Origin of the sequence: Streptomyces sp. NPDC018833 (assembly GCF_044390825.1) — a bacterium.
In the GTDB taxonomy this organism is placed as follows: domain Bacteria; phylum Actinomycetota; class Actinomycetes; order Streptomycetales; family Streptomycetaceae; genus Streptomyces.
Genome location: NZ_JBIRZM010000001.1, coordinates 745,496 through 766,399, shown reverse-complemented (window position 1 = coordinate 766,399; position 20,904 = coordinate 745,496). Strand labels below are relative to the sequence as shown.

Annotated in this window: 24 protein-coding genes and 1 tRNA gene; 15 read left to right on the top strand and 10 right to left on the bottom strand. The window is 69.4% G+C overall.

The window, feature by feature from the left end; genetic code table 11:
- Positions 1-283: 283 nt before the first annotated feature.
- Positions 284-2,323: a TerD family protein gene (locus ACH5AF_RS03570; protein WP_398899684.1), complete on the top strand. Its 2,040-nt coding sequence runs from the start codon at positions 284-286 to the stop codon at positions 2,321-2,323.
- A gap of 201 nt (positions 2,324-2,524) precedes the next feature.
- On the opposite strand, the gene ACH5AF_RS03565 is transcribed toward ACH5AF_RS03570, so the two are convergent.
- Entirely contained in the window at positions 2,525-2,827 is a 303-nt protein-coding gene (locus tag ACH5AF_RS03565; protein ID WP_398899683.1) for a hypothetical protein, read from the bottom strand.
- Positions 2,828-3,684: 857 nt separating this feature from the next.
- Here ACH5AF_RS03565 and ACH5AF_RS03560 point away from each other — a divergent pair.
- Entirely contained in the window at positions 3,685-4,245 is a 561-nt protein-coding gene (locus ACH5AF_RS03560) for an HD domain-containing protein (RefSeq protein ID WP_398899682.1), read from the top strand.
- On the opposite strand, the gene ACH5AF_RS03555 is transcribed toward ACH5AF_RS03560, so the two are convergent.
- Together ACH5AF_RS03555 and ACH5AF_RS03550 are read right to left on the bottom strand one after the other, a co-directional pair.
- Positions 4,233-4,703: an NUDIX hydrolase gene (locus ACH5AF_RS03555; RefSeq protein ID WP_398899681.1), complete on the bottom strand. Its 471-nt coding sequence runs from the start codon at positions 4,701-4,703 to the stop codon at positions 4,233-4,235. The two genes, ACH5AF_RS03560 and ACH5AF_RS03555, sit on opposite strands and share 13 nt — an antisense overlap.
- 34 nt (positions 4,704-4,737) lie before the next feature.
- Positions 4,738-5,469: a helix-turn-helix domain-containing protein gene (locus tag ACH5AF_RS03550; RefSeq protein WP_100106978.1), complete on the bottom strand. Its 732-nt coding sequence runs from the start codon at positions 5,467-5,469 to the stop codon at positions 4,738-4,740.
- A gap of 164 nt (positions 5,470-5,633) precedes the next feature.
- Here ACH5AF_RS03550 and ACH5AF_RS03545 point away from each other — a divergent pair, with 164 nt between their 5' ends.
- From ACH5AF_RS03545 to ACH5AF_RS03530, 4 genes are all read left to right on the top strand, one after another.
- Positions 5,634-5,990 carry a hypothetical protein gene (locus ACH5AF_RS03545; protein WP_398899680.1) on the top strand — a complete coding sequence of 119 codons (357 nt, stop codon included), beginning with the start codon at positions 5,634-5,636 and terminating at the stop codon, positions 5,988-5,990.
- Between the two features lie 2 nt (positions 5,991-5,992).
- On the top strand, positions 5,993-7,348 hold the full coding sequence (locus ACH5AF_RS03540) for an FtsK/SpoIIIE domain-containing protein (RefSeq protein ID WP_398899679.1): 1,356 nt from the start codon (positions 5,993-5,995) through the stop codon (positions 7,346-7,348).
- A gap of 89 nt (positions 7,349-7,437) precedes the next feature.
- Entirely contained in the window at positions 7,438-8,112 is a 675-nt protein-coding gene (locus ACH5AF_RS03535) for a DUF2637 domain-containing protein (protein ID WP_398899678.1), read from the top strand.
- 84 nt (positions 8,113-8,196) lie between these two features.
- On the top strand, positions 8,197-8,778 hold the full coding sequence (locus tag ACH5AF_RS03530) for a hypothetical protein (protein WP_398899677.1): 582 nt from the start codon (positions 8,197-8,199) through the stop codon (positions 8,776-8,778).
- Between the two features lie 63 nt (positions 8,779-8,841).
- Here the strand turns inward: ACH5AF_RS03530 and ACH5AF_RS03525 are convergent, their stop codons facing one another.
- Both ACH5AF_RS03525 and ACH5AF_RS03520 read right to left on the bottom strand, forming a co-directional pair.
- A complete protein-coding gene (locus ACH5AF_RS03525) occupies positions 8,842-9,150 on the bottom strand; it encodes a 4a-hydroxytetrahydrobiopterin dehydratase (RefSeq protein ID WP_398899676.1) in 309 nt (102 codons plus the stop codon).
- Between the two features lies 1 nt (position 9,151).
- Entirely contained in the window at positions 9,152-10,207 is a 1,056-nt protein-coding gene (locus ACH5AF_RS03520; RefSeq protein ID WP_398899674.1) for a Twin-arginine translocation pathway signal, read from the bottom strand.
- Between the two features lie 391 nt (positions 10,208-10,598).
- Between ACH5AF_RS03520 and ACH5AF_RS03515 the strand changes: the two genes are divergently transcribed.
- The 4 genes from ACH5AF_RS03515 (at position 10,599) to ACH5AF_RS03500 (ending at position 11,798) form a co-directional block, all read left to right on the top strand.
- Positions 10,599-10,799, top strand: coding sequence for a hypothetical protein (locus ACH5AF_RS03515; RefSeq protein ID WP_398899673.1), 201 nt, complete (start codon positions 10,599-10,601; stop codon positions 10,797-10,799).
- Complete coding sequence (locus ACH5AF_RS03510; RefSeq protein WP_398899671.1) at positions 10,796-10,936, top strand: hypothetical protein; 141 nt, start codon at positions 10,796-10,798, stop codon at positions 10,934-10,936. Before ACH5AF_RS03515 ends, ACH5AF_RS03510 begins: the two co-directional genes overlap by 4 nt.
- Positions 10,937-11,266: 330 nt before the next feature.
- Positions 11,267-11,608, top strand: a complete 342-nt coding sequence (locus ACH5AF_RS03505; protein ID WP_398899670.1) for a DUF397 domain-containing protein — start codon at positions 11,267-11,269, stop codon at positions 11,606-11,608.
- A gap of 1 nt (position 11,609) precedes the next feature.
- Positions 11,610-11,798 carry a hypothetical protein gene (locus ACH5AF_RS03500; protein ID WP_398899669.1) on the top strand — a complete coding sequence of 63 codons (189 nt, stop codon included), beginning with the start codon at positions 11,610-11,612 and terminating at the stop codon, positions 11,796-11,798.
- 53 nt (positions 11,799-11,851) lie between these two features.
- Here ACH5AF_RS03500 and ACH5AF_RS03495 read toward each other — a convergent pair whose 3' ends face one another.
- A complete protein-coding gene (locus tag ACH5AF_RS03495; protein ID WP_398899668.1) occupies positions 11,852-12,091 on the bottom strand; it encodes a helix-turn-helix domain-containing protein in 240 nt (79 codons plus the stop codon).
- Positions 12,092-12,633: 542 nt separating this feature from the next.
- Positions 12,634-12,705: transfer RNA gene (locus tag ACH5AF_RS03490), tRNA-Val, on the bottom strand.
- 367 nt (positions 12,706-13,072) lie between these two features.
- Here ACH5AF_RS03490 and ACH5AF_RS03485 point away from each other — a divergent pair.
- The 5 genes from ACH5AF_RS03485 to ACH5AF_RS03465 all read left to right on the top strand — a co-directional run bounded on the left by ACH5AF_RS03485 (position 13,073) and on the right by ACH5AF_RS03465 (position 16,085).
- Positions 13,073-13,339, top strand: coding sequence for a hypothetical protein (locus ACH5AF_RS03485; protein ID WP_398899667.1), 267 nt, complete (start codon positions 13,073-13,075; stop codon positions 13,337-13,339).
- 126 nt (positions 13,340-13,465) lie between these two features.
- Entirely contained in the window at positions 13,466-13,663 is a 198-nt protein-coding gene (locus ACH5AF_RS03480) for a hypothetical protein (protein WP_398899666.1), read from the top strand.
- A gap of 75 nt (positions 13,664-13,738) precedes the next feature.
- Positions 13,739-15,121 (top strand): hypothetical protein, encoded by a 1,383-nt coding sequence (locus ACH5AF_RS03475; protein ID WP_398899665.1) that lies wholly within the window; start codon positions 13,739-13,741, stop codon positions 15,119-15,121.
- A 139-nt stretch (positions 15,122-15,260) separates the two neighbouring features.
- Positions 15,261-15,851 (top strand): DUF4383 domain-containing protein, encoded by a 591-nt coding sequence (locus ACH5AF_RS03470; RefSeq protein WP_398899664.1) that lies wholly within the window; start codon positions 15,261-15,263, stop codon positions 15,849-15,851.
- A 9-nt stretch (positions 15,852-15,860) separates the two neighbouring features.
- Entirely contained in the window at positions 15,861-16,085 is a 225-nt protein-coding gene (locus ACH5AF_RS03465) for a zinc ribbon domain-containing protein (RefSeq protein WP_215180487.1), read from the top strand.
- Positions 16,086-16,291: 206 nt separating this feature from the next.
- On the opposite strand, the gene ACH5AF_RS03460 is transcribed toward ACH5AF_RS03465, so the two are convergent.
- The 3 genes from ACH5AF_RS03460 to ACH5AF_RS03450 are packed head-to-tail and all read right to left on the bottom strand — an operon-like array spanning position 16,292 to position 20,723.
- Positions 16,292-17,095: an HAD family hydrolase gene (locus tag ACH5AF_RS03460; protein WP_398899663.1), complete on the bottom strand. Its 804-nt coding sequence runs from the start codon at positions 17,093-17,095 to the stop codon at positions 16,292-16,294.
- Complete coding sequence (locus tag ACH5AF_RS03455) at positions 17,092-19,560, bottom strand: phosphoribosyltransferase (RefSeq protein WP_398899661.1); 2,469 nt, start codon at positions 19,558-19,560, stop codon at positions 17,092-17,094. The genes ACH5AF_RS03460 and ACH5AF_RS03455 overlap by 4 nt, the downstream gene beginning before the upstream one ends.
- Complete coding sequence (locus tag ACH5AF_RS03450) at positions 19,560-20,723, bottom strand: HpcH/HpaI aldolase/citrate lyase family protein (RefSeq protein ID WP_398899660.1); 1,164 nt, start codon at positions 20,721-20,723, stop codon at positions 19,560-19,562. Before ACH5AF_RS03450 ends, ACH5AF_RS03455 begins: the two co-directional genes overlap by 1 nt.
- Positions 20,724-20,904: the final 181 nt, after the last annotated feature.

Below are 20,904 nucleotides of genomic sequence, written 5' to 3'. Positions count from 1 at the left end.
TGAATGAGACGGAAAGTGAGACGGCGGGGCTGCGTCGGCAGGTTCCTGAGCGGTGCTCCTTGATCCGCGTCCGAGGTGTGTTCCCTCGATCGGAGCTAACGGAGCTTGTGGAGCTGCCCTGTTGCCCCGGGGTTCTCGCTGCTTGTTATTTCCGGACGCCCCCACGGTCTCGTTATCGGGCACTACAGTCTTTCGTTGTGCCGTACGTCACATGACGGCGGCGTGGAGTGGGTGGCTTGGGTGGGGCAGCCACGTGCCCGAGTTGCGAGATTTGGGGGGCTTCATGCATGAGATGGTCAAGGGTTCGAACGTGGCGCTGGCGGCGCTGAGCGAGAACGCCGGTTCGGTGATTGTGGGTTTGCGTTGGGTCAGCCCGACCGGTGAGGGCGATGCGGACGTGTCCGTCCTGCTGCTGGATGCCAACGGCAAGGTGCGCAGTGACAGTGACTTCTACTTCTACAACAACCCGGTTGCCGCTGACGGGAGTGTGCAACTGCTGGGGAAGACGCCGACGGAGAGCGGCGACGAGGACCGGATCAGCTTCGACCTGACCGTGGTCCCGTCCGGCATCGACCGGATCGTCGTGGCGGCGAGCCGCTACGAGGGCGCTGGCTTTGGGGAGCTGGAAGACCTGAAGATGACACTGGCCGATGGGGGCGGGGAGAGCCTTCTCGGGTTCGCCATCGATGACGCCGGCACGGTGAGCGCGATCATCTTCGGCGAGTTGTACCGGCGTGGGGAAGAGTGGAAGTTCCGTGCTGTGGGACAGGGCTACGACACCGGCCTGGCCGGTCTGGCGGCGGACTTCGGTGTCGACATCGATGATGACGCGGGCGCAGAGGAAGCGCTGAGCAGTACAGAGAGCAGCGAGCAGGCTGATACGGCTGTTCGGGCTCCGGCCGTTGAGCAGGAACAGCAGGTGACGCCAGGCTTGGTTCCGGCTCCCCGCCCGCCTGGCGACGAGGCGGGGCCAAAGAAGGCGGCACGGCCTCGCACTGCGAAGAAGAAGGTCACTGTGCCCAGGGTGGCCAGGAAGTCGCTGGCGGACAATGAGTCCTGGAAGCAGGCCAGACTCTTTCCGGTGTCGGTACTCAAGAGCGACCGGGACCGGGAAATGCGCGCTACGTCGGTACTGCTGTCGGTGATGGCGCAGGTGCCGGAGTTCGGCCGGAGACTCACGGCGGCGTTCGGAGCACCGTCGGGCCGTATGGAAACGTTCACCGAGGTCTCCCTGCCGCACGGTGATACACCGCGACGTCCCGACGGGGTGGTCCGTGTCGAGCGGGCCGGCAAACTGTGGACCGCGCTGGTGGAGACCAAGACCAACGGCAACGCCCTTAAGCCTGAGCAGGTGCAGGCATACGCGGACATCGCCGCACGCCGTGGCTACGAGGCCGTGATCACATTATCGAACGACGTCGCGCTGGAAGGCAGCCCGCTCGTCGACGTCAAGATCGACGGACGGCGCAAGCACAAGGTGGCTCTCTGGCACCTGTCCTGGGCCGAAGTCACCCACCAGGCACAGATGCTGATCCGGCACGAGGGCGTGGGAGACAAGGCACATGCCTGGCTGCTCCAGGAACTGCTGTACTACCTGAGGCATGAGAACTCCGGCTGCCACGGCTTCCAGAACATGGGGGCGGCCTGGGTCCCCGTACGCAACGGAATCGATGACGAGACCCTGTGTCAGGGCGATCCGCGTGCCCTGGACGTGGTCGAGAGCTGGGAACGGCTCATCCGTCAGATGTGCCTCAGCCTCGGTGGCGAACTCGGACAGAAGGTACTGCCCGTTCAGCGCGCCAAGCGTGGAGCTGATCCGAAATCTCGCCGCAGCCTACTGGCCGATCAGCTTTGCGTCGACGGCAGGCTTCAGGCAGAGCTCCGGATCGAGGGCGCACCCGGAATTCTGGCGATCAGCGCCGACCTGCGCACCGGCAAGCTCCGCAACTCCATCGAGATCCCCGCACCCGAGCAGGGTTACCCGTTGACCTGGGCCAAGCGCCTCATCCGCCGCCTGGCCGAGGCACCGGCAGACCTCCACATCGAGACTCTGATCGAAGGAGAGACCGGGGGGCCGCGGGGCACGCTGGAACGGCTCCGTCCGGAGCCGGCGGACATGCTCCCGAAGAGCAACGACACCCAGATCACCGGCTTCCGCCTGTCCTTGTTCAAAAGCATGGGAAGCAGTCGTGGGAACGCCGAATCCGGCTTTATCCGCAGCGTCGACGACGCCGTGCACCGCTTCTACACCACCGTGGTAGTCCACCTGGACCGCCCGACGCCCCGGCAAGCATCAGCGAAGGAACGTGCCGGAACGGGGTGACGCCCGACCGTGGACGAGGCCACGTGCTTGCAAACGGGATGAGCGCCCTGAGCTTGGGAATCACCGCGCTTCTGGGTGTAGTTGGCGGTCTGACCAGCGGCAACGGGCGCCAGGGAGAAGCCTCGGGCTCTCCCTGGCACCCGCTGTTGACCGTGGTTTACCGAGCTGTCGGGCACGGATCGGGCACGGTCATGTGTGCCGTTAGCGCTTCTCGATCCTGATGTCAGCCAAGTCCCAACGGCACTCAAGCACGTTCTTCCGCACGGTGCCGCCGCTCTGCGAGTACCACACGCTGGTACGGTCGCGCTCGAAGTCGCAGATCGAGACTGTGCGCCATTCGCCGCTGCCTGTGCACGTGACCGAGCCGCCAGTGCCGCCCACATTCTTCGTGCAAGACAATGCTTGAGCGCCTGCCTCGCCAGCAACAGCCTGAGGTGCAGCGAGACCCATGGTGGCCACAATCCCGAGTCCGGCCATAACGAAATTCCTCTTCAGCTTCCCCATAGTTAAGCCCTCCCGTTTGTTTTCTGGATTCGCGTTCCCGCAATTCCGCCTAAGAGCTTTTGTGGGTCCGAGGCGGATGTGTCATTCATTTCATGGTGATCGCGTGATCCGCAATGGATTTTCCGCCAAGTGGCCTCTACGCTACGCGCGAGAAAAGGGAGGTATCGTTACACCTTGGCTGATTCCGATGGATGGTCGACGGCCTGGCCGCCGTCTTGAGCTGCTATTTTGGGGCTGACCTCCTGTTATTCGGTCACTCTCTCTCTGCTATTCGGTCAAGTTGGCTAGAAGGTAGCGGTGAGGTCATTTTGCTTCGGGTTCTTACACCTCTGTAGGCTTGAATGGATGATGTCATTCCGGATCGCGCTTCCGTGCAGGGAGTATCGTGAATCGCGTCGTCGGCGTGGCGCTTTGACTTTCGGGGCGCAAGAGGCTGCGACGCGTCGGACAAAACGAGGTCGGTGTAGCGGCTTTGGGCGGGAGCTGCCATGGGGCGAGAGGTCATGGCCCCGTAAGCTTCCGGCGAGTCGGGCAGTCTGTGGACCTGCCCGGTAAAGCACGACGTTGGGGCCATGATCTTCGAGGCTCGCCCCATGGTGGCTGCCTAAAGCCGCGGAGCTGACCGCCCCAGCCGCATCGGGGTTCACCCCCCATCAACCCTTCGCCGTTGGCGTGCGGCCGGCGGCCGGGCCAGAGCGGGGCGAAGACAGGAGCGCGGCCCGAGTCGCCGGGCCGCGCGCCGCCGCGCTGTGCGCGGCGGATGCGCCTTGATCGAGTAGAGAAACTCCTACCGCGCTGATCCCATGGCCTGCGGTCGATCTGTCGGCCTGTCCGTCTGCTGCGTTACGGTGCTGGTCATGCCTTCTGCGCTGGATACGCCCCAGGGAGCGGCCGAGCTGGCCGAGTCGTTGTTGCCACCGCTCGGGAACCGTTGGCTGCACACTCAGGCTGTCGCAGCTCGGGCTGTCGAAGCCTCGGAGGCTCTGCCCGAGAACGAACGGGACCTCCTCGTCGCTGCGGCCTGGCTCCATGACATCGGGTATGCACCCGAGCTGCGTGACACAGGGTTCCACCCGCTCGACGGTGCCCGGCATCTGGCCTCGCTCGGTGCGCCTGATCGTCTAGTGCGGCTCGTCGCCCATCACTCCGGCGCGGTGTACGAAGCAGAGCAACGCGGGCTCTCGGCTGAGCTGGCCGTGTACAAGCGGGAAGACTCCCCGGTCCTGGACGCGCTGATCTTCGCCGACATGACCACCGGCCCCGCCGGGCAGCGCTTCGACTTCGATAGGCGCATCGACGAGATCCTGGTCCGCTACGAGCCCGGCAGCGAAGTGCACAACGCGATCAGCAAAGCCCGGCCGTACCTCGGGGCCGCTGTCGAGCGGACTCTCGCGCGGCTCGGTGATCAGCCGATGTAGGGCGTCGTTTCGCCGGAGAGGCCATGATCGATCCGCATCCGCATCGACGGATGGATGTTCAGCTCATTGAGCCGGTCCGGCCGGACGAAGGCGACTTCCTTGCTCTCGCTGCTGGTGCGCAATTCTCCGCCCGTGATCTTCGCTGTGAAGCAGATGGAGAACTGTTGCCGTACCTCGCCGTCGTCGTACGCCATGACGTGCGCCGGGTTGGTGTACAAGCCGACCAGACCGGTCACCTCGACCTCGAACCCGGTCTCTTCCTTCGTCTCGCGTACCGCGGCGTCTGCGGCAGACTCGCCGACGTCGACGCCGCCGCCGGGCAGGGCCCACAGATTGTTGTCGGTCTTGTGGATCAGTAGCACTTCGCCAGCCTCATTGAGGGCAACGGCGGTGACGGACGGGACGATGCTGTTCGCCTTCGGAGCGTTCGGATCGTTGAAGTAGTCGATGCGGGCCATGACACCAGCGTCGCATGCTCGTCGCGGACTGCGGTTACGACGGGGTGCCCTGCTCCCACGCGTAGTCGAAGCTCTTCATGTAGTGGCGGAACGTCCGGGCCCCGGGGATGTACCGGAAGTGCAGGACCGGGTTCTGTCCGGCCGGTGCGCCGAGAACGTGTGGGTTCACCAGGACGTCGTCGTCGAACCGGTAGATGGAGTTGTAGAGGATCGTGTCGTGGAGCCGGACCTCGACGCCCGGTGTCCTGGTTGCTGGTTCGAGGTAGCGGCGGGTGATCCGTGCTCGGGCGGCAAGGTCGCTGCCGATGCCCTCTTCCTCGCCACGCTGGCGGACCATGTCCGACTCGGGGTCACCAAGGAGTACCCGGACCTGGGCCCCTGCCTTGGCCTTGTCGGCGAGCTGGTCCGGCAGGTCAGGGTGGCTGTCGAAGAGGAACAGGCCCGCGTACACGAGGATCTCGACATGGCTGGACGCCTGCTCGATCAGCGATGACCAGAGGGTGGCCGGCACTGCTCCGCGATGCGGGTAGTACGTCACCAGTTCTGAAGTGCTGGCCGTCTCCGCCTGCTTCGTCACCGCAGGCCAGAGGTAGACCTCGTCCACGCCGAGGAAGCTGGACGCCTTCCACCGGTGACCTCGGTGGGGCGTGCGGTCCGTCGTGATCCAACGCTCAACGCTCTTGGGGTCCACTCCGACGTGCTGCGCGACCGACTGAACGGTCTCACCCTTTGCCGAAATCGTCGCGCGCAGACGCTCGTTCGCCATCTCGTACCGCCCTCACCTCGGGGACGCTGGGGACGTTTTGACGATAGCTCAGACGTCCCCAAACGTCCATACGGGCCGTGATACGTCCGTCACTTCCTGCGGTCTCCTGATCTCACCGCCGATTGCGGCGGGTCGAATCACCCTCAAACACAGGAGACAAGACGATGCGTCAGATTCCCGTCGACATCACCGGCGCCGTCGTGATGGTGGCCCAGCCCCCGCAGCCGAAGATTGCCAACCGCCAGACCGGAGAGGTGGCCACCGACCGGGACACCGGCGCGCCGCTGATGACGATCGACGTCATGTTCGTCATGAACGGCAACGCCGAGATCCTGAGCCTGACCGTTCCGGAGACCGGGTTCACCGGCGACCTGGCCACAGGCACCCCGGTCGGTCTGACCGGAGTGGTGGCCAGGCCGTGGGAGAACGAGTTCAACGGTCAGAAGCGCCACGGCATCAGCTTCCGCGCGATCGCCGTCACCTCCCTGGCCGCGGACGCCGGTAAGCCGAAGGCGGCCTGATCGTGACCGGGACAGCGATCGGCCTGCTGGCCGTGGTCGGGCTGGCGCTGCTGCTCAAGCGGCGCCGCCCCGCCTGGTACTGGCTCGCCTTCGGCATCGCCCTCGCTGCCGTTCGAGTCCTGGTCCGGTACTCCTCGGTCATGGACGCCTGTGGGCTTACGGTCCCGCCGTCCCGGCTGCGGCTGGCCTGGGCCCGCATCGCCCACCGGCCCATCCCGGGCCCCCGGCCACCGCGCATCCTGAGCCTGCGCCCGACCCGTACCGGACTCGTGCTGCGGGTGGGTCTTCGGCCCGGTCAGGACGCCTTCGACTTCGCAGCCTCCACCGACCGGCTGCGGCACTCGTTCACCATGCAGGGCGTCACCTCCCGCGAAATCAAGTCGGGTGTCGTCGAACTGCGAATGACCGGGTACGACGTGCTCAAGCGGGTGCAGATGCCCGCGAGGATCGAGCGTGAGGGCCTGCGCATCCCGGTCGCCCTGCGGGAGGACGGAGAGGTCCACTACCGCGACTACCGCCAGGTCCCGCACGCCCTCAACCTCGGCGCGACCGAGTCCGGGAAGTCCGTCTACCAGCGGCAGTTGGTCAAGGAACTCGCCAGTCTCGACGTCGCCCTGGTCGGCATCGACTGCAAGGAAGGAGTAGAGCTCTACCCGCTCGCCCGACGCTTCTCCGCGCTCGCCGACAACGCCGACGACGCCGCGGACCTTCTCGACGTCCTCGTCGACCGCATGGCCGCGACGTACCGGATCGTCCGTCGCGAACAGCGCATCAGCTCGGACGTCCCGGACGCAGAGATCACCGCCGACATCTGGGGCCTGCCGGATCACCTGCGCCCGACTCCGATCGTGCTCCTGGTCGACGAGGTGGCCGAACTGTCGCTGCTCGCCAACGCGGCAGAGAAGAAGCGGCGCGAGCGGATCGTCACCGCACTGGTCCGGCTCGTCCAGCTCGGCCGGGCTGCCGGCATCTACGTCGAAATCTGCGGGCAGCGCTTCGGCTCCGAACTCGGCGACGGAATCACCATGCTCCGCGCCCAGCTCACCGGCCGTACGGCACACCGGGTCAACGATGAAGCCTCCGCCAAGATGGCGTTCGGCGACATCTCCCCGGACGCCGTGGTTGCCGCCACCCAGATTCCCGCGAACCGCCCCGGCACCGCCGTCGCCGGTGACTCGACCGGCGGATGGGTCCGCATCCGCACCCCGTTCACCTCGCTGCGCCAGGCCGTGAACGTCTGCAACGCCAACGCACACCGCACGCCGGACCTGCCGGAGCTGGCTCCGTTCCGGCCGCTGCCGCCCACAGTCTCGCTGGTGAAGATCCCGGCCCCGACCAAGGCACCCGCCTCCGCCTGAGCCGCCCCCGCACGCCGGTCGGCGCGACCGTCTCGCGCCAGCTCCCTACCCCCGCCATGCCCAAAACGCCCTGCAAAGGAGGTGAAGACATGACCCGCTCGCTCCGCGTCGACGCCGTCCTGGTGCAAGCCGTGATCGCCGGGGCCCTGTCCTTCGCCCACCTGCACGACCTCGCCGCCGCTGCCGGACAGACCGGCTGGAAGGCATGGGCCTACCCCGTCTCCGTCGACCTGCTCCTGGTCGCCGCCTGGCGACGGCTGCGCAACGACGGCCCGTCCCGGCTCGCCTGGTGCTGGTTCCTGATCGCCCTGGTCGCCTCTCTCGGCGCGAACGTCGCCACCGCCGGATTCCTCGACCTGGCCCACCCGCCCGCCTGGCTCCGCTTCGGCATCGCCGGATGGCCCGCCCTCGCCTTCCTCGGCGGCACCCTCCTCGCCCACTCACCCACCGCGACCCACCCCGCCCCCGAACCGGAGCCGACGCCCGAGCCGGTCGAGGTTGGGCCGGCCGAACCCGCCTCCGCCTCTGAGCCCGAGCCGGTCGAACCTTCGGATCCTGCTCCGGCCCTGACCGCCGCTGAGCCCGCTCCCGCCCCGGCTCCGCCGGTCCCGGCCGCGCTCGTCGACCACGCCCGCAAGGTCGCCGACGACCACCACGCCCGTACCGGCACACCGATCGACACCGACACCCTGCGCGCCCGCCTCGGCGTCCCGGCCCCGCCGCTGTCTCTGGCGCTGGACCCGGCACGCCGCCAGTACCCGTAAGAGTCACTGTTCCGTCACGCGGCTACCACGCTGCGCTCACAGGCCAGATGATGCGTGCATCAACCGCACGTCCTTGGGGGGACCATGCGCACCCGCACCACCGCTGCCGCTCTACTCCTCGCCGCTGCTCTCGTCGGCTGCTCAAACAGCAGCGACGACAAGCCGGCCGCCGCGGACAGCCCGAGCCCGGAACCTGCCACATCAAGCAGCGAGCCAGCACCCGAGCCGACGCCCACCCGGCAGCCGATCCTCAAGATGGGAACGGAGTGGGGCTTCACTGGCAGCGACGGCATCGAAGGCGCGGTCACCGTCATCGACTACAGGCAGGGCTTCAAGTCCGTCGGCGATGCCGCTGAGGAGGGCGCAGCCGGATACCAGTGGGCCTACGTCGAGCTGAAGACCTGCAGTATCAGCGGTACGTTCCCCGCCACGACAGAGCCGTGGACGCTGTCTTACGAGGACGGCTCCCGAGTGGAGCCATCGAGCACCACCTACGGCGACTTCCCGAAGCCGGAGTTCCCGTTCGAGACGACGCTCACCGACGGCAAGTGCGTCCGGGGAAAGCTCGTCTTCTCTGTCCCGGGCGATTCGTGGCCGCACACGGTTGTGTATGCGCCGGCCGGGCTTGATGTGCCGCAGGAGTGGGCGGTGCCGACGAAGGGCTGACCGCAGCGAGCCCCGCCCAGTCACGTCTTGGTGCGGGGCTCTTGCCTGGGCTTCCGCGCCCAGTCACACGTCCAATGACACCGCACCATGCGCGGCCGCGATCGCGTCGATCCTCTTCGCCAGGTCGAAGTCCGCCGCTGTCAGCTTGTGCCCCGCGTCGTGCGTCGTGATGCCGAACCGCAGCTCACCCCACCGCAGATGGATGTCCGCATGGTGGCCGATCAGCCGCTCAACATCGGCAACGTGCACGATCATCGCCACACCACCGTGATACCGGATCTTGAAGATGCGGCTGATCTCATCACCCGCACGCTCCCACCCCGGCACCTCCCGCAAGGCGTCAGCTATCTCCTGCTCCGTCAGCGGCACCATCTCAGTCCCTCTCCGTCACGGGCGCCAGAACCTCAGCAAGATCCCGGCCGACCGGGGCATCCTGCCACGGCCGCATCGCCCGCTCCAGACCCACCAACTCCCGCACCATCCGCGCCGACCGAGTCTCCACCGCGATCTGCGCCGCAACCCGCGCGATCTCCACAGCCTGATCAGGCTCCCGCGCCGCGGCCGCCGCCGTCGCATGCCGCGCCATATACACCCCACGGTCCCTGCGCGCAGTCTCCGGCACCACCTCAAGAACCTGCGACCACAGAGCGCCCGCCTCCTCGCCGAGACCGAGCCGCCCGTAGCAGGTGGCCCGCTGCACCTCCAGGTAACCGGGGGTGCGACGGCAGGCGTTGCCCCATGGCAGCTCGTCGTCAACGCGGTGGAGCAGCCCGTCGGCCTGGTCGATCAGCCGGTCCACCGCCTCCCGGTTGCCGGTCAAGCTCGCCCCGTGGGCCTGCTGCTGCATGGCCATGATGCGCACCTTCGGCACCAAGTGCCCGGCGTCGTCGAGCGCGGCCTCGCACAAGTCGATGACGGCGTGCCCGTCACCCAAGTCAGTGCGCACCTGCGCCTGGTTGACCAGGCTGTACCCGATGAGGTGCGGGTCGCGCGACCGCATCGCAATCTCCTGCGTCACCCCGCGCCAGAAAGCGGCGCCGTCCATGTCGCCGGCGTCCTGGTACAGCCAGCCCACGAGCGCGGCGTACGCGGCTCCGACGCGAAGCAGGCCGCGGCGGGTCTCGCCCTTGGCTGAGCGGATCAGCTTGTCGATGAGCTGATACTGCGTAGACACCGTGCCGATGAGGTCGTGCGGACCGAGGAACATGTCGGCCCGGTAGTGCCCTTCGAGCTGCTGCTGGAAGTAGTCGATCAGGGCGGGGTCGACGTGCTGCGGCGCAACGGGCCCAGCGACGAGGGCGGCAGCTGTGACGTAAACGAAGGCGCGGCGTTTCACATCGTCCTCGCGGTGGTGCTCGGGCCGGATCCATCCCGGCGGGGTGGTGAAGCCAAGGTCTTCGGGCCAGCGTCCGAGCGCATCGTGCAGCACGATCGCTGTCTCCTCTGACGGCCAGCCCGGTCGTTCCCCTTCCCAGCGGCGCCATGTGCGTGCGGAGACGGTGAACTGCCGGTCGTCGAGGAGCTGCTGCCCGTGCTCCTGGAGGCCCGCGGCGGCGGCCTCGATCGTCCGCCAGCCTTTCCGTAACCGGGCTGCGCGCAGCGCATCGTTCCGGCCTGTACGCCCAGTCTGAGGTGTCATCGCTACTGCCTTCGGCCGTGGCCGCAACGTGGCCGCACGTGGCCACCGCGCGGCCTATTTCCGTCCCGCCGTGCCGGACCATCATCCACCTGTGACTACGGAACGTGCACGCATCACAGCAGGATCCGCACCTTCGGCTGACGGCGGGGAGGCCACAGCCGCAGGACGGCCGCGTGATGCCGTGCACGACCGGACCACACTCCCGCCGATCGGGACGCTGTCGCAGCGTCAACGGCGCGGCGTCGACTGCGTGTTCTGCGGTGTCGTCCTCACCACGGAGACCGCCGCCGACCTGGGGCCGCAGCGCCTGTGGATCGCCGGCCACGTGACCCGCTGGTTCCCCCGCGCCTGCAAGCGCCATCCCGAAGGAGTCGGCTCGTGATCTGTGCCCGCTGCCACCACGCGATCCTGCCCGGCGAGGACTACGACGTCATCGACAAGCTGTCCGGCTCCGGCGGCGGCACCACGCTCCACGTCCACAAGCAGCCCTGCCCGCGCCCCGAAGTCGGTGCCGGATGATTTCCGCGCCGACCGCCGCGGTCCGCTGCCGCGGCGTACCGATTCCGCCCGCCGCTTCCCTGTCGAACGAGGCATACGCCGGGCGGGCATGCTTCGCCTGCGGCCAGGCACTTACCCGCGGTGCCGTCCACGTGGGGCGCGCCACCGGCACTCAGGGCGTCCACGTCCTCGACACCGACGTATACGCCTGCCCATGAACTTCCGTCCGGGCTCTACCCCCAGGCCGACCCGGACGGAACGCCCCGGTCGGACATCCCTCGGACCGGCCGGGGCACCCCACCCAGCGAGTGAAGGGCACTGACCATGTCCCAAGTGAAAGGACACACCACCATGGGCACCATCAGCAACGGCCTCGCCTCGAAGCCGTACGAGAACACGAACGCCCCCGGCCTGGACTGGCGCAAGTCCAGCCGGACGGACCTGCACCCGATCCTCAAGGACTGCGTGATCGTGGCCGCGGCCGACGACGCACAGGGGCACCCGCACTTCAGCATCCCGGACGGCACCCGCATGGTCGCCCTCTCGGACGACAAGGACCCCTCCAGCCCGGTCCTGTACTTCAGCCGCGCGGAGATCCGGAAGTTCTTCGAGGGTGTGAAGGCCGGCGAGTTCGACGACCTCATGGCCACCGACGAAGAGATGGAGCAGGCCGCCATCGTCGTAGCCGCCTGACGTGGATGCCACTCAGGTCAACCGCGTGTTCGCGTGGGCTGAACAGAGGTACTCGCGCACCCCGTGCCGCTGCGGGCGCCGGAAGACCTTCGCCCTGGTCTACGACTACGTCGTCAGCATCGTGTGCGAGGACTGCGACACAGTGACCCCCAAGGGCAAGCTCACCCGTCGCTCACCGACCAGCGCATAGATACCACGGCCGCCCCGGTCGGTCTGCATCCCCCGTCGCAGGCCGGCCGGGGCTTATTCGCGTACGAGGTCGGAGAGCGGGACGCCGATGACGTCGGCGATGCGGATCAGGGTGTCGATGAGTGCTGCGGAGTGCCCCTGTTCGATCCGGTTGTAGGTGGCCCGGTCCATCTCGGCGCGCAGTGCGACGGTCTCCTGGGTGAGGCTCGCGTGGAGGCGGGCCGCTCGGATGTGGTCCCCGATGGCTCGTCGTCTGGCGAGAACCCAGTCGGGTGGTGGGGTGGAGCGCGGCACTGGTCCACGCTCACGGGTCCATGATCGAATAGCTGTAGGTCAGAACCTACAGTGCGTGATCTTCACGATGGCGGGTACCTGTACAGGCCCAAAACCCATGAACGCCCACCCGGCGGCCCCGGTCGCCAGGCCGGGCACGGGGACGGCCCCGGCGTCCGTACATCCGCCGGGCCCGAACCGTCCCCGCTCTGATTCAGTCAGAGCAAGCCGCCCCACCCCGCAACGGGGTGGGGCGGTCTAATGTGACAAGAAGACCCCCCGCCGATTTTCGCGGCGGGGGGTCCCTCCCTGTGCGGCGAACCTCCCCGTCCACACACACAGGCCACGGACGGCGTACATCTGGCGCGCGCGGGGAGACGCGCCGGCCCCGTCCAATCAGCACTCTAACTCTCTGATGGTCCTGGGCAACCCCCCGTATGGGTGAGCAGGGAATGCGGTTTCCGTGGGGATGTGGCCTCGATGTGGCCTCGATCATGGAAACGGCCCCCCGGTCGATCATGACCGGAGGGCCGAACCCTGCTGCTACCAGCAGCTATTCACCGTGGGCGCGGACGGTTTCGAACCGCCGACATCTGCTTTGTAAGAGCAGCGCTCTACCCCTGAGCTACGCACCCGTGGATGAGGCCACAGCCTACATTGCGCACACCCCCCACCTCCAAACCGTTCCCCAGCCGGAGGCCGAGGACGTCCGCTGACCGGGGCCGGCCCCACCGTCAAGGCGGTGGGCTGCCGTATCGAAGCCCGTGGCCGGCGCTCGTAGCGTGGCGGGGATCAGCCGGAGCCACCTGGGGGAACGATTGCCACGGCCGTCAGCCGTCACCGCGCTCAGCGCCTCGTGCCCGCCGCCGCAGTCGTCGTCGCCGGTCTCGGGGCCGGCGGGTGCGGGGGCGCCGAGGTGCGGAAGGCTCCCGTGGAGCGGAAGGCGTTCGCGTTCAGCGGCACGGCGATGACCCTCGACGCCGACGGCTCCCCCTGGAGATCGTGCCCGCCGATATCGAGGACGTGCAGGTCACCCGGCAGGTCGACGGGTGGGTGGTGCTCGGCAGCGGGCCCGAGGCGTCGTGGGGGATGCGGGACGGGACCCTGACCCCCGAGGTGACGTGCGAGGCCGTCGCCTCCGACTGCGCGGCGCGGCACACCGTCAAGGTGCCCCGCGACGTCGCCGTCACCGTCGTCGACGACAACGGGAGCGTCACCGCCGAGGGCTTCACGGCCCCCTGGAGATCACCTCGGACAACGGCAGCGTGACCGTACGCGACTCCAGCGGGCCGCTCCGCCGCCGGCGACAGCGGCAGGACCGTCGCCGAAGGCATCACCTCCAGGACCGTCACCACCACCTCCGACAACGGGTCCGTACGGATCGGCCTCGCCGCCGTGCCCGACCGGGTCGAGACCGTGAGCGACAACGGGCGGATCGACATCGAGCTCCCCGCCTCCGGCCCGCCGTACGCCGTCAGTGCCGAGAGCGGCAACGGCGACGTCGGCATCGCCGTGCCGACGGACGACGACGGTGCACACGTCGTCACGGCGCGCAGTGACAACGGCGAAGTCGTGGTGCGCAGCGCGAACTAACAGGCCCGTGCGTTCGTCCTTCTGGTGGGAGTATTGACCGGAACGGGCACGGCGGACACGGCACGGGAGAGGCATGTGACGGCGAGACACACGCGGCCGCACCGCAAGGCGCGAGCGAACGCCGTCCGGGGCGTGCGGGACACGCTCACGCTGATGCTCCTTCCGCTGCCGCTCCTCGCCGCCGCCCTGCCGGCTGCCGTCGCCGGGGGCGGGACACGGCGCTGGTTCGGCGGGCGCGGCGAGAGCCAGCGGGCCGACGCGCAGGCCGCGAAGGACGCGGCCGCCGCCGCGTTCTACGAGCTGGACACGGCGCAGCGCGATCTGCGGATCTCGATCGAGACGATCAGCGCGGTGGACAGTTCGCCCGCCGCCCGCCGCGCCGTGGACGACTTCGCCGCTCTGGGCCGCCGTATCGACGAGGTGAGCCATGCGTACATCACCGCCGTCGACGCGCATGATCTCGACCGGGACGATCTGGAGGCGTCGGTCGCCGCCGAGGCGCGTACGCAGCTCCACCGGGCCAAGGACGAGCTCGTACGGGTCAGGGGCGAACTGGACCGGTTCGCGCAGGGGCTCGGGCCGCTTCTCGACAGGGCGGAGACGCAGCTCGCCCGGCTCGCACCCGCCGTGGAGCGGGCGCGACAGGCGCTACTCGGCGCGAGCAATGCTCTCGATTCGGTGCGTGGTTCCGGACTGAGAGCGGATGATCTCGCCGGACGGCTCGCCGCCCTCGGCCCGGAGCTCACCAGACTCAACGAGGGCGCCGGCCGGCACGGCGTCACCGAGACGCTGCACCGCGCGGACAGGGTGCTCCGCGACGCCGAGGCCGTACGGGCGGAGGCCGAGCGGCTGCCCGAGCGGGCCGCCGAGATCGACCGGCGCCTGGTGTCCCTGCGCACTCGCGCCCAGGCCCTGAGCAATCGCGCCGGTGCTGTCGAACCCGTCCTCAGCGAGCTGCGCCGCCGTTTCACGGCGGCGTGCTGGCAGGACCTCCAGCCCGTTCCGGAGCAGGCCGCGGTCAGCGTGCGCCGGGCGGAGGAGAAGCTGACGGAGGCCGGGAAGGCGCGCGAGGAGCAGCGCTGGCCCGACGCCACCGCCCTGCTCAGCACGGTCCGGGCCCTGCTGAACGCCACGGACGAGGCCGTCTCCGCGGCCGGCGGCCGGCTCCAGCGGCTCAATGCCGTCGCCAAGGATCCGCAGCAGGAGATCGCACGGACCCGGTTCGCCATCCGTGACGCCCAGCGGCTCGCCATGGCCGGTCGCAGCACCCCCGACCCACGTCATGCCCGCCCCCTGGACGACTCCGTCGCGCGTCTGGAGCGGGCGGTCACCGGACTGGAGGGCAGACATCCCGACTACTGGCACTTCCTGCAGGAGATGGAGGCGGTGCGGCGTACGGTCGCGCGCGTGGTCGAGCAGATCCGCGAGGAGCGCGGCGGCCCCGGCCGCCGCCCCTGAACAGGCAGGCCCGTCACGCAGGCACTCAGTCACGCACGCACACGCACACGCCCCGGTGTCGAGAGCCCGGGCTTGTAGCGCCCGCGCCCGCGGCGGATCCTGAAAGCCGGAGTACGCGTACGTACGAAGGAGGCCAGTGATGGCCGGACACGTACCGCATACGAGAGCCGGAGCCCGGGCGGGCCGCCGTACCCGCATCACGCTCGACGAGCATCTGCCCGTCGACCACCGGCTGAGCCGCTTCTACCGCATCGGCGCCGGTCTCATGGGTCTGCTGCTGGTCGCCTTCGGCATCCTGGGGCTGATCGACCGGATCGGCTTCTTCGACACCCGCGGGGACACCGTCGCCGGTCTGAACACCAACGGCGCGCTGAGCGTGCTGTCCATCGGCGTCGGGCTGCTGCTCTTCGCCGGGATGGTCATCGGCGGCAATTTCGCCTCGACCCTCAACATGGTCCTCGGCGTGCTCTTCATCGCCAGCGGATTCGTGAACCTCGCCCTGCTGGACCGAAGTTTCAACCCGCTCGCCTTCCGCATCCAGAACGTGCTGTTCAGCTTCGTGGTGGGCGTGATGCTGATGTTCTTCGGGATGTACGGCAGAGTCAGCGCGACCCTGCCCCACGACAATCCGTACTGGAAGGCCCGCCACCCAGAGGAGGCCGCGCGCGAGCAGCGTGCCCGGCGACGGCGTGAATACGCCGCCCGGCAGCCGCTGCCGCCGCCCCGGTAGCCTGAGCGCATGCCTCGTTACGAATTCCGCTGCCGGTCCTGCGACGACACGTTCGAAGTGAGCCGGCCGATGGCCGAGTCGTCCGCGCCCGCGAGCTGTCCGGCCGGGCACGACGACACCGTGAAGCTGCTGTCCGCCGTCGCGGTGGGCGGCACGAGCTCCGCGGGCCCGGCGCCGAGCGCCGGTGGTGGCGGTGGTGGCGGTGGTTGCTGCGGCGGAGGCTGCTGCGGCTGACGCCCCACTGCGACCGCCCCCGCTACGAGCCGAGGTACCGCGGCACTGCCGGCACCTGACGGGAGTGCCCGGCCGCCCCGGCCAGGTCCCCTTCAAGGGTCGTGCCGGCGGTGGCGTTCCCGGAAGTTCCCGGCGGTCCGCGTGGCACCGCCGGGGGCACGGGGGCGCGCAGGAGTGATGTTCCCCTTGCCCGCCCCCGCTCCCGGTCATGCCTCCGCCGCGCCGAAGCGGCGGAGGATCTCCTCGCCCGCCGCCACGCCCACGTGGGGAAGTGTCTCCACGTGGGGGGCCGTCCAGCCCGCCTCGGCCAGTTCGCCGTGGGACGGGCGCCAGGCCCGGTCCGCGCACATCAGCAGGTCCGCGTCGAGTAGGGAGTCGCCCGCGGCCAGGGTCAGGCCGGCTCCGGTGCGGCGGGCCACCTCGCGGACCGCCGCGCTCTTGGTGAGCGGCTCGGGGACCGCGTAGATCTTGCGGCCCTGGAGGGACACGGACCAGCCCCGTTCCTCCGCCCAGCCGCTCAGGTCCTTGACCCAGCCCTCGGGCAGCAGCGCGCGCTCCACGACGAGATACGCGAACAGGTCCTCGGCGACACGTTCCTTGCGGAGCCAGGTCGGGTCGGACACGGCCGACAGGTGGGCACGGATCTCGGCCAGTGGCGCGCATGCGTCGGCGAGCCGGGCCGTGACCTGCTGGTGCCAGTCGTGGTCGGTGACGCCGTCGACGAGCAGATGCCCGCCGTTGGCGCAGATCGCGTACCGTGGCGCGGCGCCGGGGAGGCTGATGCGCTGGTACTGCCTGCGGGTGCGGGTGGTCGTGGGGACGAAGACGGCGGCCTCGGTGAGGCGGGCCAGGAGATCTGCCGCCGTTTCGGTCATGTACGACAGGGGCTTGCGCTCGTGCACCTCGACGCAGAGCAGCCGGGGCGCCTGCGCGTCGGGCATGGACAGCGCGAGGGCCGCGGTGGAGTAGATCAGCGTACGGTCGAGGTCGCTGGCGACGAGCACGGTCATGAGGACACCGCCCTGCCGTCGGCGCCGGTGGCGCCCCGCGTGTACTGGGGGTGAATCAATCCCACGCAGGTGTACGGGAGTTCGTCGACCTCCTCGACGGGTACGCCTCTCTGCTCGGCGAGCAGCCGTACGTGGTCGAGGTCGGCGCCCGCGCCGCGCTTGGCGAGGATCTTCCACGGGACACGGCGCAGCAGGACGCGCGTGGTCTCGCCGACGCCTGGCTTGACCAGGTTCACGTCGTGGATGCCGTACTCCTCGCTGATCCGCTCGACGGCGGCCCAGCCCTCCCACGTGGGGGCGCGGTCGGCGGCCAGCAGTTCCTTGACGTCGGTGTCGACCGCGTCGGCCACCTCGTCGAAACGGGCGGCGACGGTGTCGAGGAAGTGTCCGGAGACGTCGGCGGAGGCCAGTTCGCGGTAGAACTTCGCGCCGTGGAAGTCGTCCGGTCCCACCAGGTCCGTGCGGAGCACCGTGCGGGATATGAGGCCGGAGACGGTGGAGTTGAGGCAGGCGGAGGGAATGAGGAAGTCCTCGCGGGTGCCGTAGGTGCGCACACAGCCGCCGGGGTCGGCGAGCACCGCGATCTCGGGGTCGAAGCCGTCGAACGCGCGCAGTGCCTCGCCCAGTTCCCGGCTGATGGCGCCCTTGCCGGTCCAGCCGTCGACGAAGACGACGTCGGCGGGGTCGTGGTGGGCGGCGAGCCAGCGCAGCGCGTTGGCGTCGATGCCGCGGCCGCGCACGATGGACACGGCGTAGTGCGGGAGGTCGAGGCCGTGCCGGTGCCGGGCCCAGCGGCGCATCAGTACGCCGACGGGTGTGCCGGCGCGGGCGAGGGAGACCAGGACCGGGCGCGGCGACCGCTCGGCGAGGACGATCTCGGTGACGGCGCCGACGGCCCGCGCGATCCGGGCGGCGGACGTCTCGAGCGCGGCCTTGAACAGCGCCTGGTACTGCTCGCTCGGCTGGTACTCCACCGGCAGCGACTCCGCGTAGTGCGCGCCGCCGCTCTGGATGGCCTCCTCACGCTCCTCGGTGGGCGCTTCCAGTTCGACGTCCGACAGGTCCTGGAGCAGCCAGCCGACCTCCTCGGGTGCGTAGGAGGAGAAGTCGGGTCCGCGGAGCGGCTCGGGCAGCATGGAGGCCCTTTCGGGTGCCGGAGGTGCCGGGAGTTTCGGGGTTGCCGGGGGTGCCGGGGGGATGTAGGAGGGGACCACGGCGAGCAGTACGTGCGGTGTGTGGGCCGCGAGCCGGGCGAGCAGGCCGTCGGGGCCGTGCAGTTCGGCGGTGTCGGCGGTGGAGTCGACCACCGCGACGACGGCGTCGAATCCGCCGCCCGCCACGTTGTAGGCGTATCGCTCGCCGGGGCCGTCGGCGGGGTCGTCATGGGCGGGGAAGACGAGCCGGGTGCGTATCGCGTAGCCGGGGTCGTCGACGGCGAGGACGGGTGAGCGGGTGGTGGTGGAGTAGTAGACCTCCGCGTCGGTCCGCCGGTCCAGTGCGACGCCGATCCGCAGTGGCGCGTACATCAGCTCCTCGAAGCCGAGGACGAGTACGCGGCGGCCCCGCGCGGTCGCTTCGCCGAGCGTGTCGGCGATCCGTTCCGCCATGGCGGGGAGCGCGGCCTCCAGGGCGCGGCGGTGCTCGGGCGTGAAGCCGTGGCGCCCGCCGTCGGGCACGCCCGCCGGCCAGTCGAGGTCGATCCGGGTGCGGTGGCCGGCGGGTGTCGGGGCCGGGGCGTGCGCCGTGGGCTCGTGCTCGGCGACGAGCGCCTGTCCCTTCTCCAGGACGCCCTCCGGCAGGCGTACGGTGCCCGAGGCGAGGGACACGAGGTCGACGCGCGCGCCGATCTCGTCGGCGAAGGCGGTGAACCGCTGCCGGTCCTGCTCGGCGCGCATGTCGACGAGCGCGACGATCACATACCGCTTGCGCGGGAAGCGCTCGTGCAGGTCGCGGATGGTGTTGAGCACGGTGTTGCCGGTGGAGAACTCGTCGTCGACGAGGATCAGCGGTCCCTCGCCCGCCAGCAGCCGGGGGTCCTCGGGGAGCAGCAGGTGCGTCGTGGCGTGCGAGTGGGACTCCTCGAAGCCTCCGGCGCGGGCGACGCCGTCGACCGGGCGGCGGGTGGAGTGCAGGTAGGGGGCGAGGGCCACGCCGTCGGCGACGGAGTGGCCGAGACCGGTCGCGGTCTCCGCGTAGCCGAGGACGACCGCGCTGCGCGCCGCGGCGTCGCCGAGCAGTTCGCGCACGCGGCGGCCGAGGTCGTAGCCGCACTGCCAGACCACCCAGGGGCGCTGCGGCACATGCTTGCCGAGCACGTTGGACACCAGCAGGTGGGATCGCTTGGGGTTGCGGCGCAGGGCGAGGCCCAGCAGCTCGGGAAGCCGTTCGTCACCGTCGAGTCCGACTCCGAGCCGTTTCGCGACCCAGCTTCCCGACCACTCCACGCTGTCCGTCTCCTTTTTCATCAGTCGGCGATGCCCGCCCGCAGCAGATCCACGAAGCCGACGTCCTCTTTGGCGACGCCGAAGACCTCAGCGCGCTGGAGGGTCCGCTCCGCCCAGGCGCGGTGCGGCTTCACCTCGTTCATCTTGTTCGTGTACGCGGAGCGCAGCACCCCGCCGCCACCGCGCTCGGGCCGCAGGATGTCCTGCGCGTCGCTGTACTCCTCGTGGCTGACCACCGACAGGGCGTGGACGGGCAGCACATGGGAGGGGTGGATGCAGGTCTTGCCGAGCAGCCCGTTGGCGCGGTCGAGCTCGATCTCGCGCAGCAGGCCGTCCATGTCGTGCTCGATGAGCGCGGTGCGCAGCTCCTCGGCGCGCCCTTCGAGGAAGGGGCTGTGGCGCAGCTGGGGCTTGAACATGCGCTCCTGGGTGGGGAAGTACTCCCACACCGGGCCGGTGATCGTGAAGCCGGTGCCGTCGGAGCGGCCGAGGACATTGACCACGTCGGCGATGACGGAGGTGACGATCCGGACGTCGTACGCCGTCATGTCGGGCGAGCGGCGCAGCCCGTACGCGGAGCAGAAGTCGGTGACGCCGAGGCGCAGGGCGAGCACGCGCTCGCGGTACTTGTCGACGGTGCGGGCGATGCCGGCGAGCGTGTCGGTCCTGGACTCCAGGTACAGCAGCTCGGGCGACTCCAGGACGGGCATGGCGAACAGCCGCCGGCCGTCGGCGGCCTCGGCGGTGGTGAGCGCCTCCAGGAAGGGCACGCCGCGTTCCTCGGTGAACTTGGGCAGTACGAATCCGGACAGCAGCCGTCCCGCGGGCCCCAGACGCTTCACGAGGTCGGGAATCTGTTCCGGGTGGCGGACCCGGATGAACAGCAGGGGGAGTTCGCCGCCGCGTGCGTCGAGGTCGGCGAACTGGCGGACGAGGTTGTCCTCGGCGGGCTCCACATCGGCATCGGCGATGGAGTCCTCCAGGCACAGCACCATCGACACGACGCCGCGTCCGGCCTGCTTGACCACGTCGTCGGCGAGCCGGGGACGGGTGGCCGGGCTGTAGAGCGTGGCCCCGAGGGCGGCGGCGAGCATCCTGGCCGGGGAGCCGGCGTCGAACTCGCTCGGCTGCCGGTGGAACAGCCTGTCCTGGGTCGCGGGCGGGACATGCCCGAAGTGACGCATTCAAATCCCCCGTACTGCCTCGACGGCCCCGAAAACACGTGGCCGGTAATAGTACGTAGGCGCGGGTGTCAAGAGTTCCCCATGTGCATGAAATCCAGGTAACTCGTCCGCTTCGCACCCGTGCCGCCCGACCTGCCGGACACGCGCGCGCCAGGGCCCGGACCGGGCCCCGCGTTGTCCC

What these genes read in the sequence shown, in the direction of transcription:
- ACH5AF_RS03570 (WP_398899684.1), top strand. Translation starts at nt 284, where the DNA reads ATGCATGAGATGGTCAAGGGTTCGAACGTGGCGCTGGCGGCGCTGAGC.
- ACH5AF_RS03565 (WP_398899683.1), bottom strand. Translation starts at nt 2,827, where the DNA reads ATGGGGAAGCTGAAGAGGAATTTCGTTATGGCCGGACTCGGGATTGTG.
- ACH5AF_RS03560 (WP_398899682.1), top strand. Translation starts at nt 3,685, where the DNA reads ATGCCTTCTGCGCTGGATACGCCCCAGGGAGCGGCCGAGCTGGCCGAG.
- ACH5AF_RS03555 (WP_398899681.1), bottom strand. Translation starts at nt 4,703, where the DNA reads ATGGCCCGCATCGACTACTTCAACGATCCGAACGCTCCGAAGGCGAAC.
- ACH5AF_RS03550 (WP_100106978.1), bottom strand. Translation starts at nt 5,469, where the DNA reads ATGGCGAACGAGCGTCTGCGCGCGACGATTTCGGCAAAGGGTGAGACC.
- ACH5AF_RS03545 (WP_398899680.1), top strand. Translation starts at nt 5,634, where the DNA reads ATGCGTCAGATTCCCGTCGACATCACCGGCGCCGTCGTGATGGTGGCC.
- ACH5AF_RS03535 (WP_398899678.1), top strand. Translation starts at nt 7,438, where the DNA reads ATGACCCGCTCGCTCCGCGTCGACGCCGTCCTGGTGCAAGCCGTGATC.
- ACH5AF_RS03530 (WP_398899677.1), top strand. Translation starts at nt 8,197, where the DNA reads ATGCGCACCCGCACCACCGCTGCCGCTCTACTCCTCGCCGCTGCTCTC.
- ACH5AF_RS03525 (WP_398899676.1), bottom strand. Translation starts at nt 9,150, where the DNA reads ATGGTGCCGCTGACGGAGCAGGAGATAGCTGACGCCTTGCGGGAGGTG.
- ACH5AF_RS03505 (WP_398899670.1), top strand. Translation starts at nt 11,267, where the DNA reads ATGGGCACCATCAGCAACGGCCTCGCCTCGAAGCCGTACGAGAACACG.
- ACH5AF_RS03470 (WP_398899664.1), top strand. Translation starts at nt 15,261, where the DNA reads ATGGCCGGACACGTACCGCATACGAGAGCCGGAGCCCGGGCGGGCCGC.
- ACH5AF_RS03465 (WP_215180487.1), top strand. Translation starts at nt 15,861, where the DNA reads ATGCCTCGTTACGAATTCCGCTGCCGGTCCTGCGACGACACGTTCGAA.
- ACH5AF_RS03460 (WP_398899663.1), bottom strand. Translation starts at nt 17,095, where the DNA reads ATGACCGTGCTCGTCGCCAGCGACCTCGACCGTACGCTGATCTACTCC.
- ACH5AF_RS03455 (WP_398899661.1), bottom strand. Translation starts at nt 19,560, where the DNA reads ATGAAAAAGGAGACGGACAGCGTGGAGTGGTCGGGAAGCTGGGTCGCG.
- ACH5AF_RS03450 (WP_398899660.1), bottom strand. Translation starts at nt 20,723, where the DNA reads ATGCGTCACTTCGGGCATGTCCCGCCCGCGACCCAGGACAGGCTGTTC.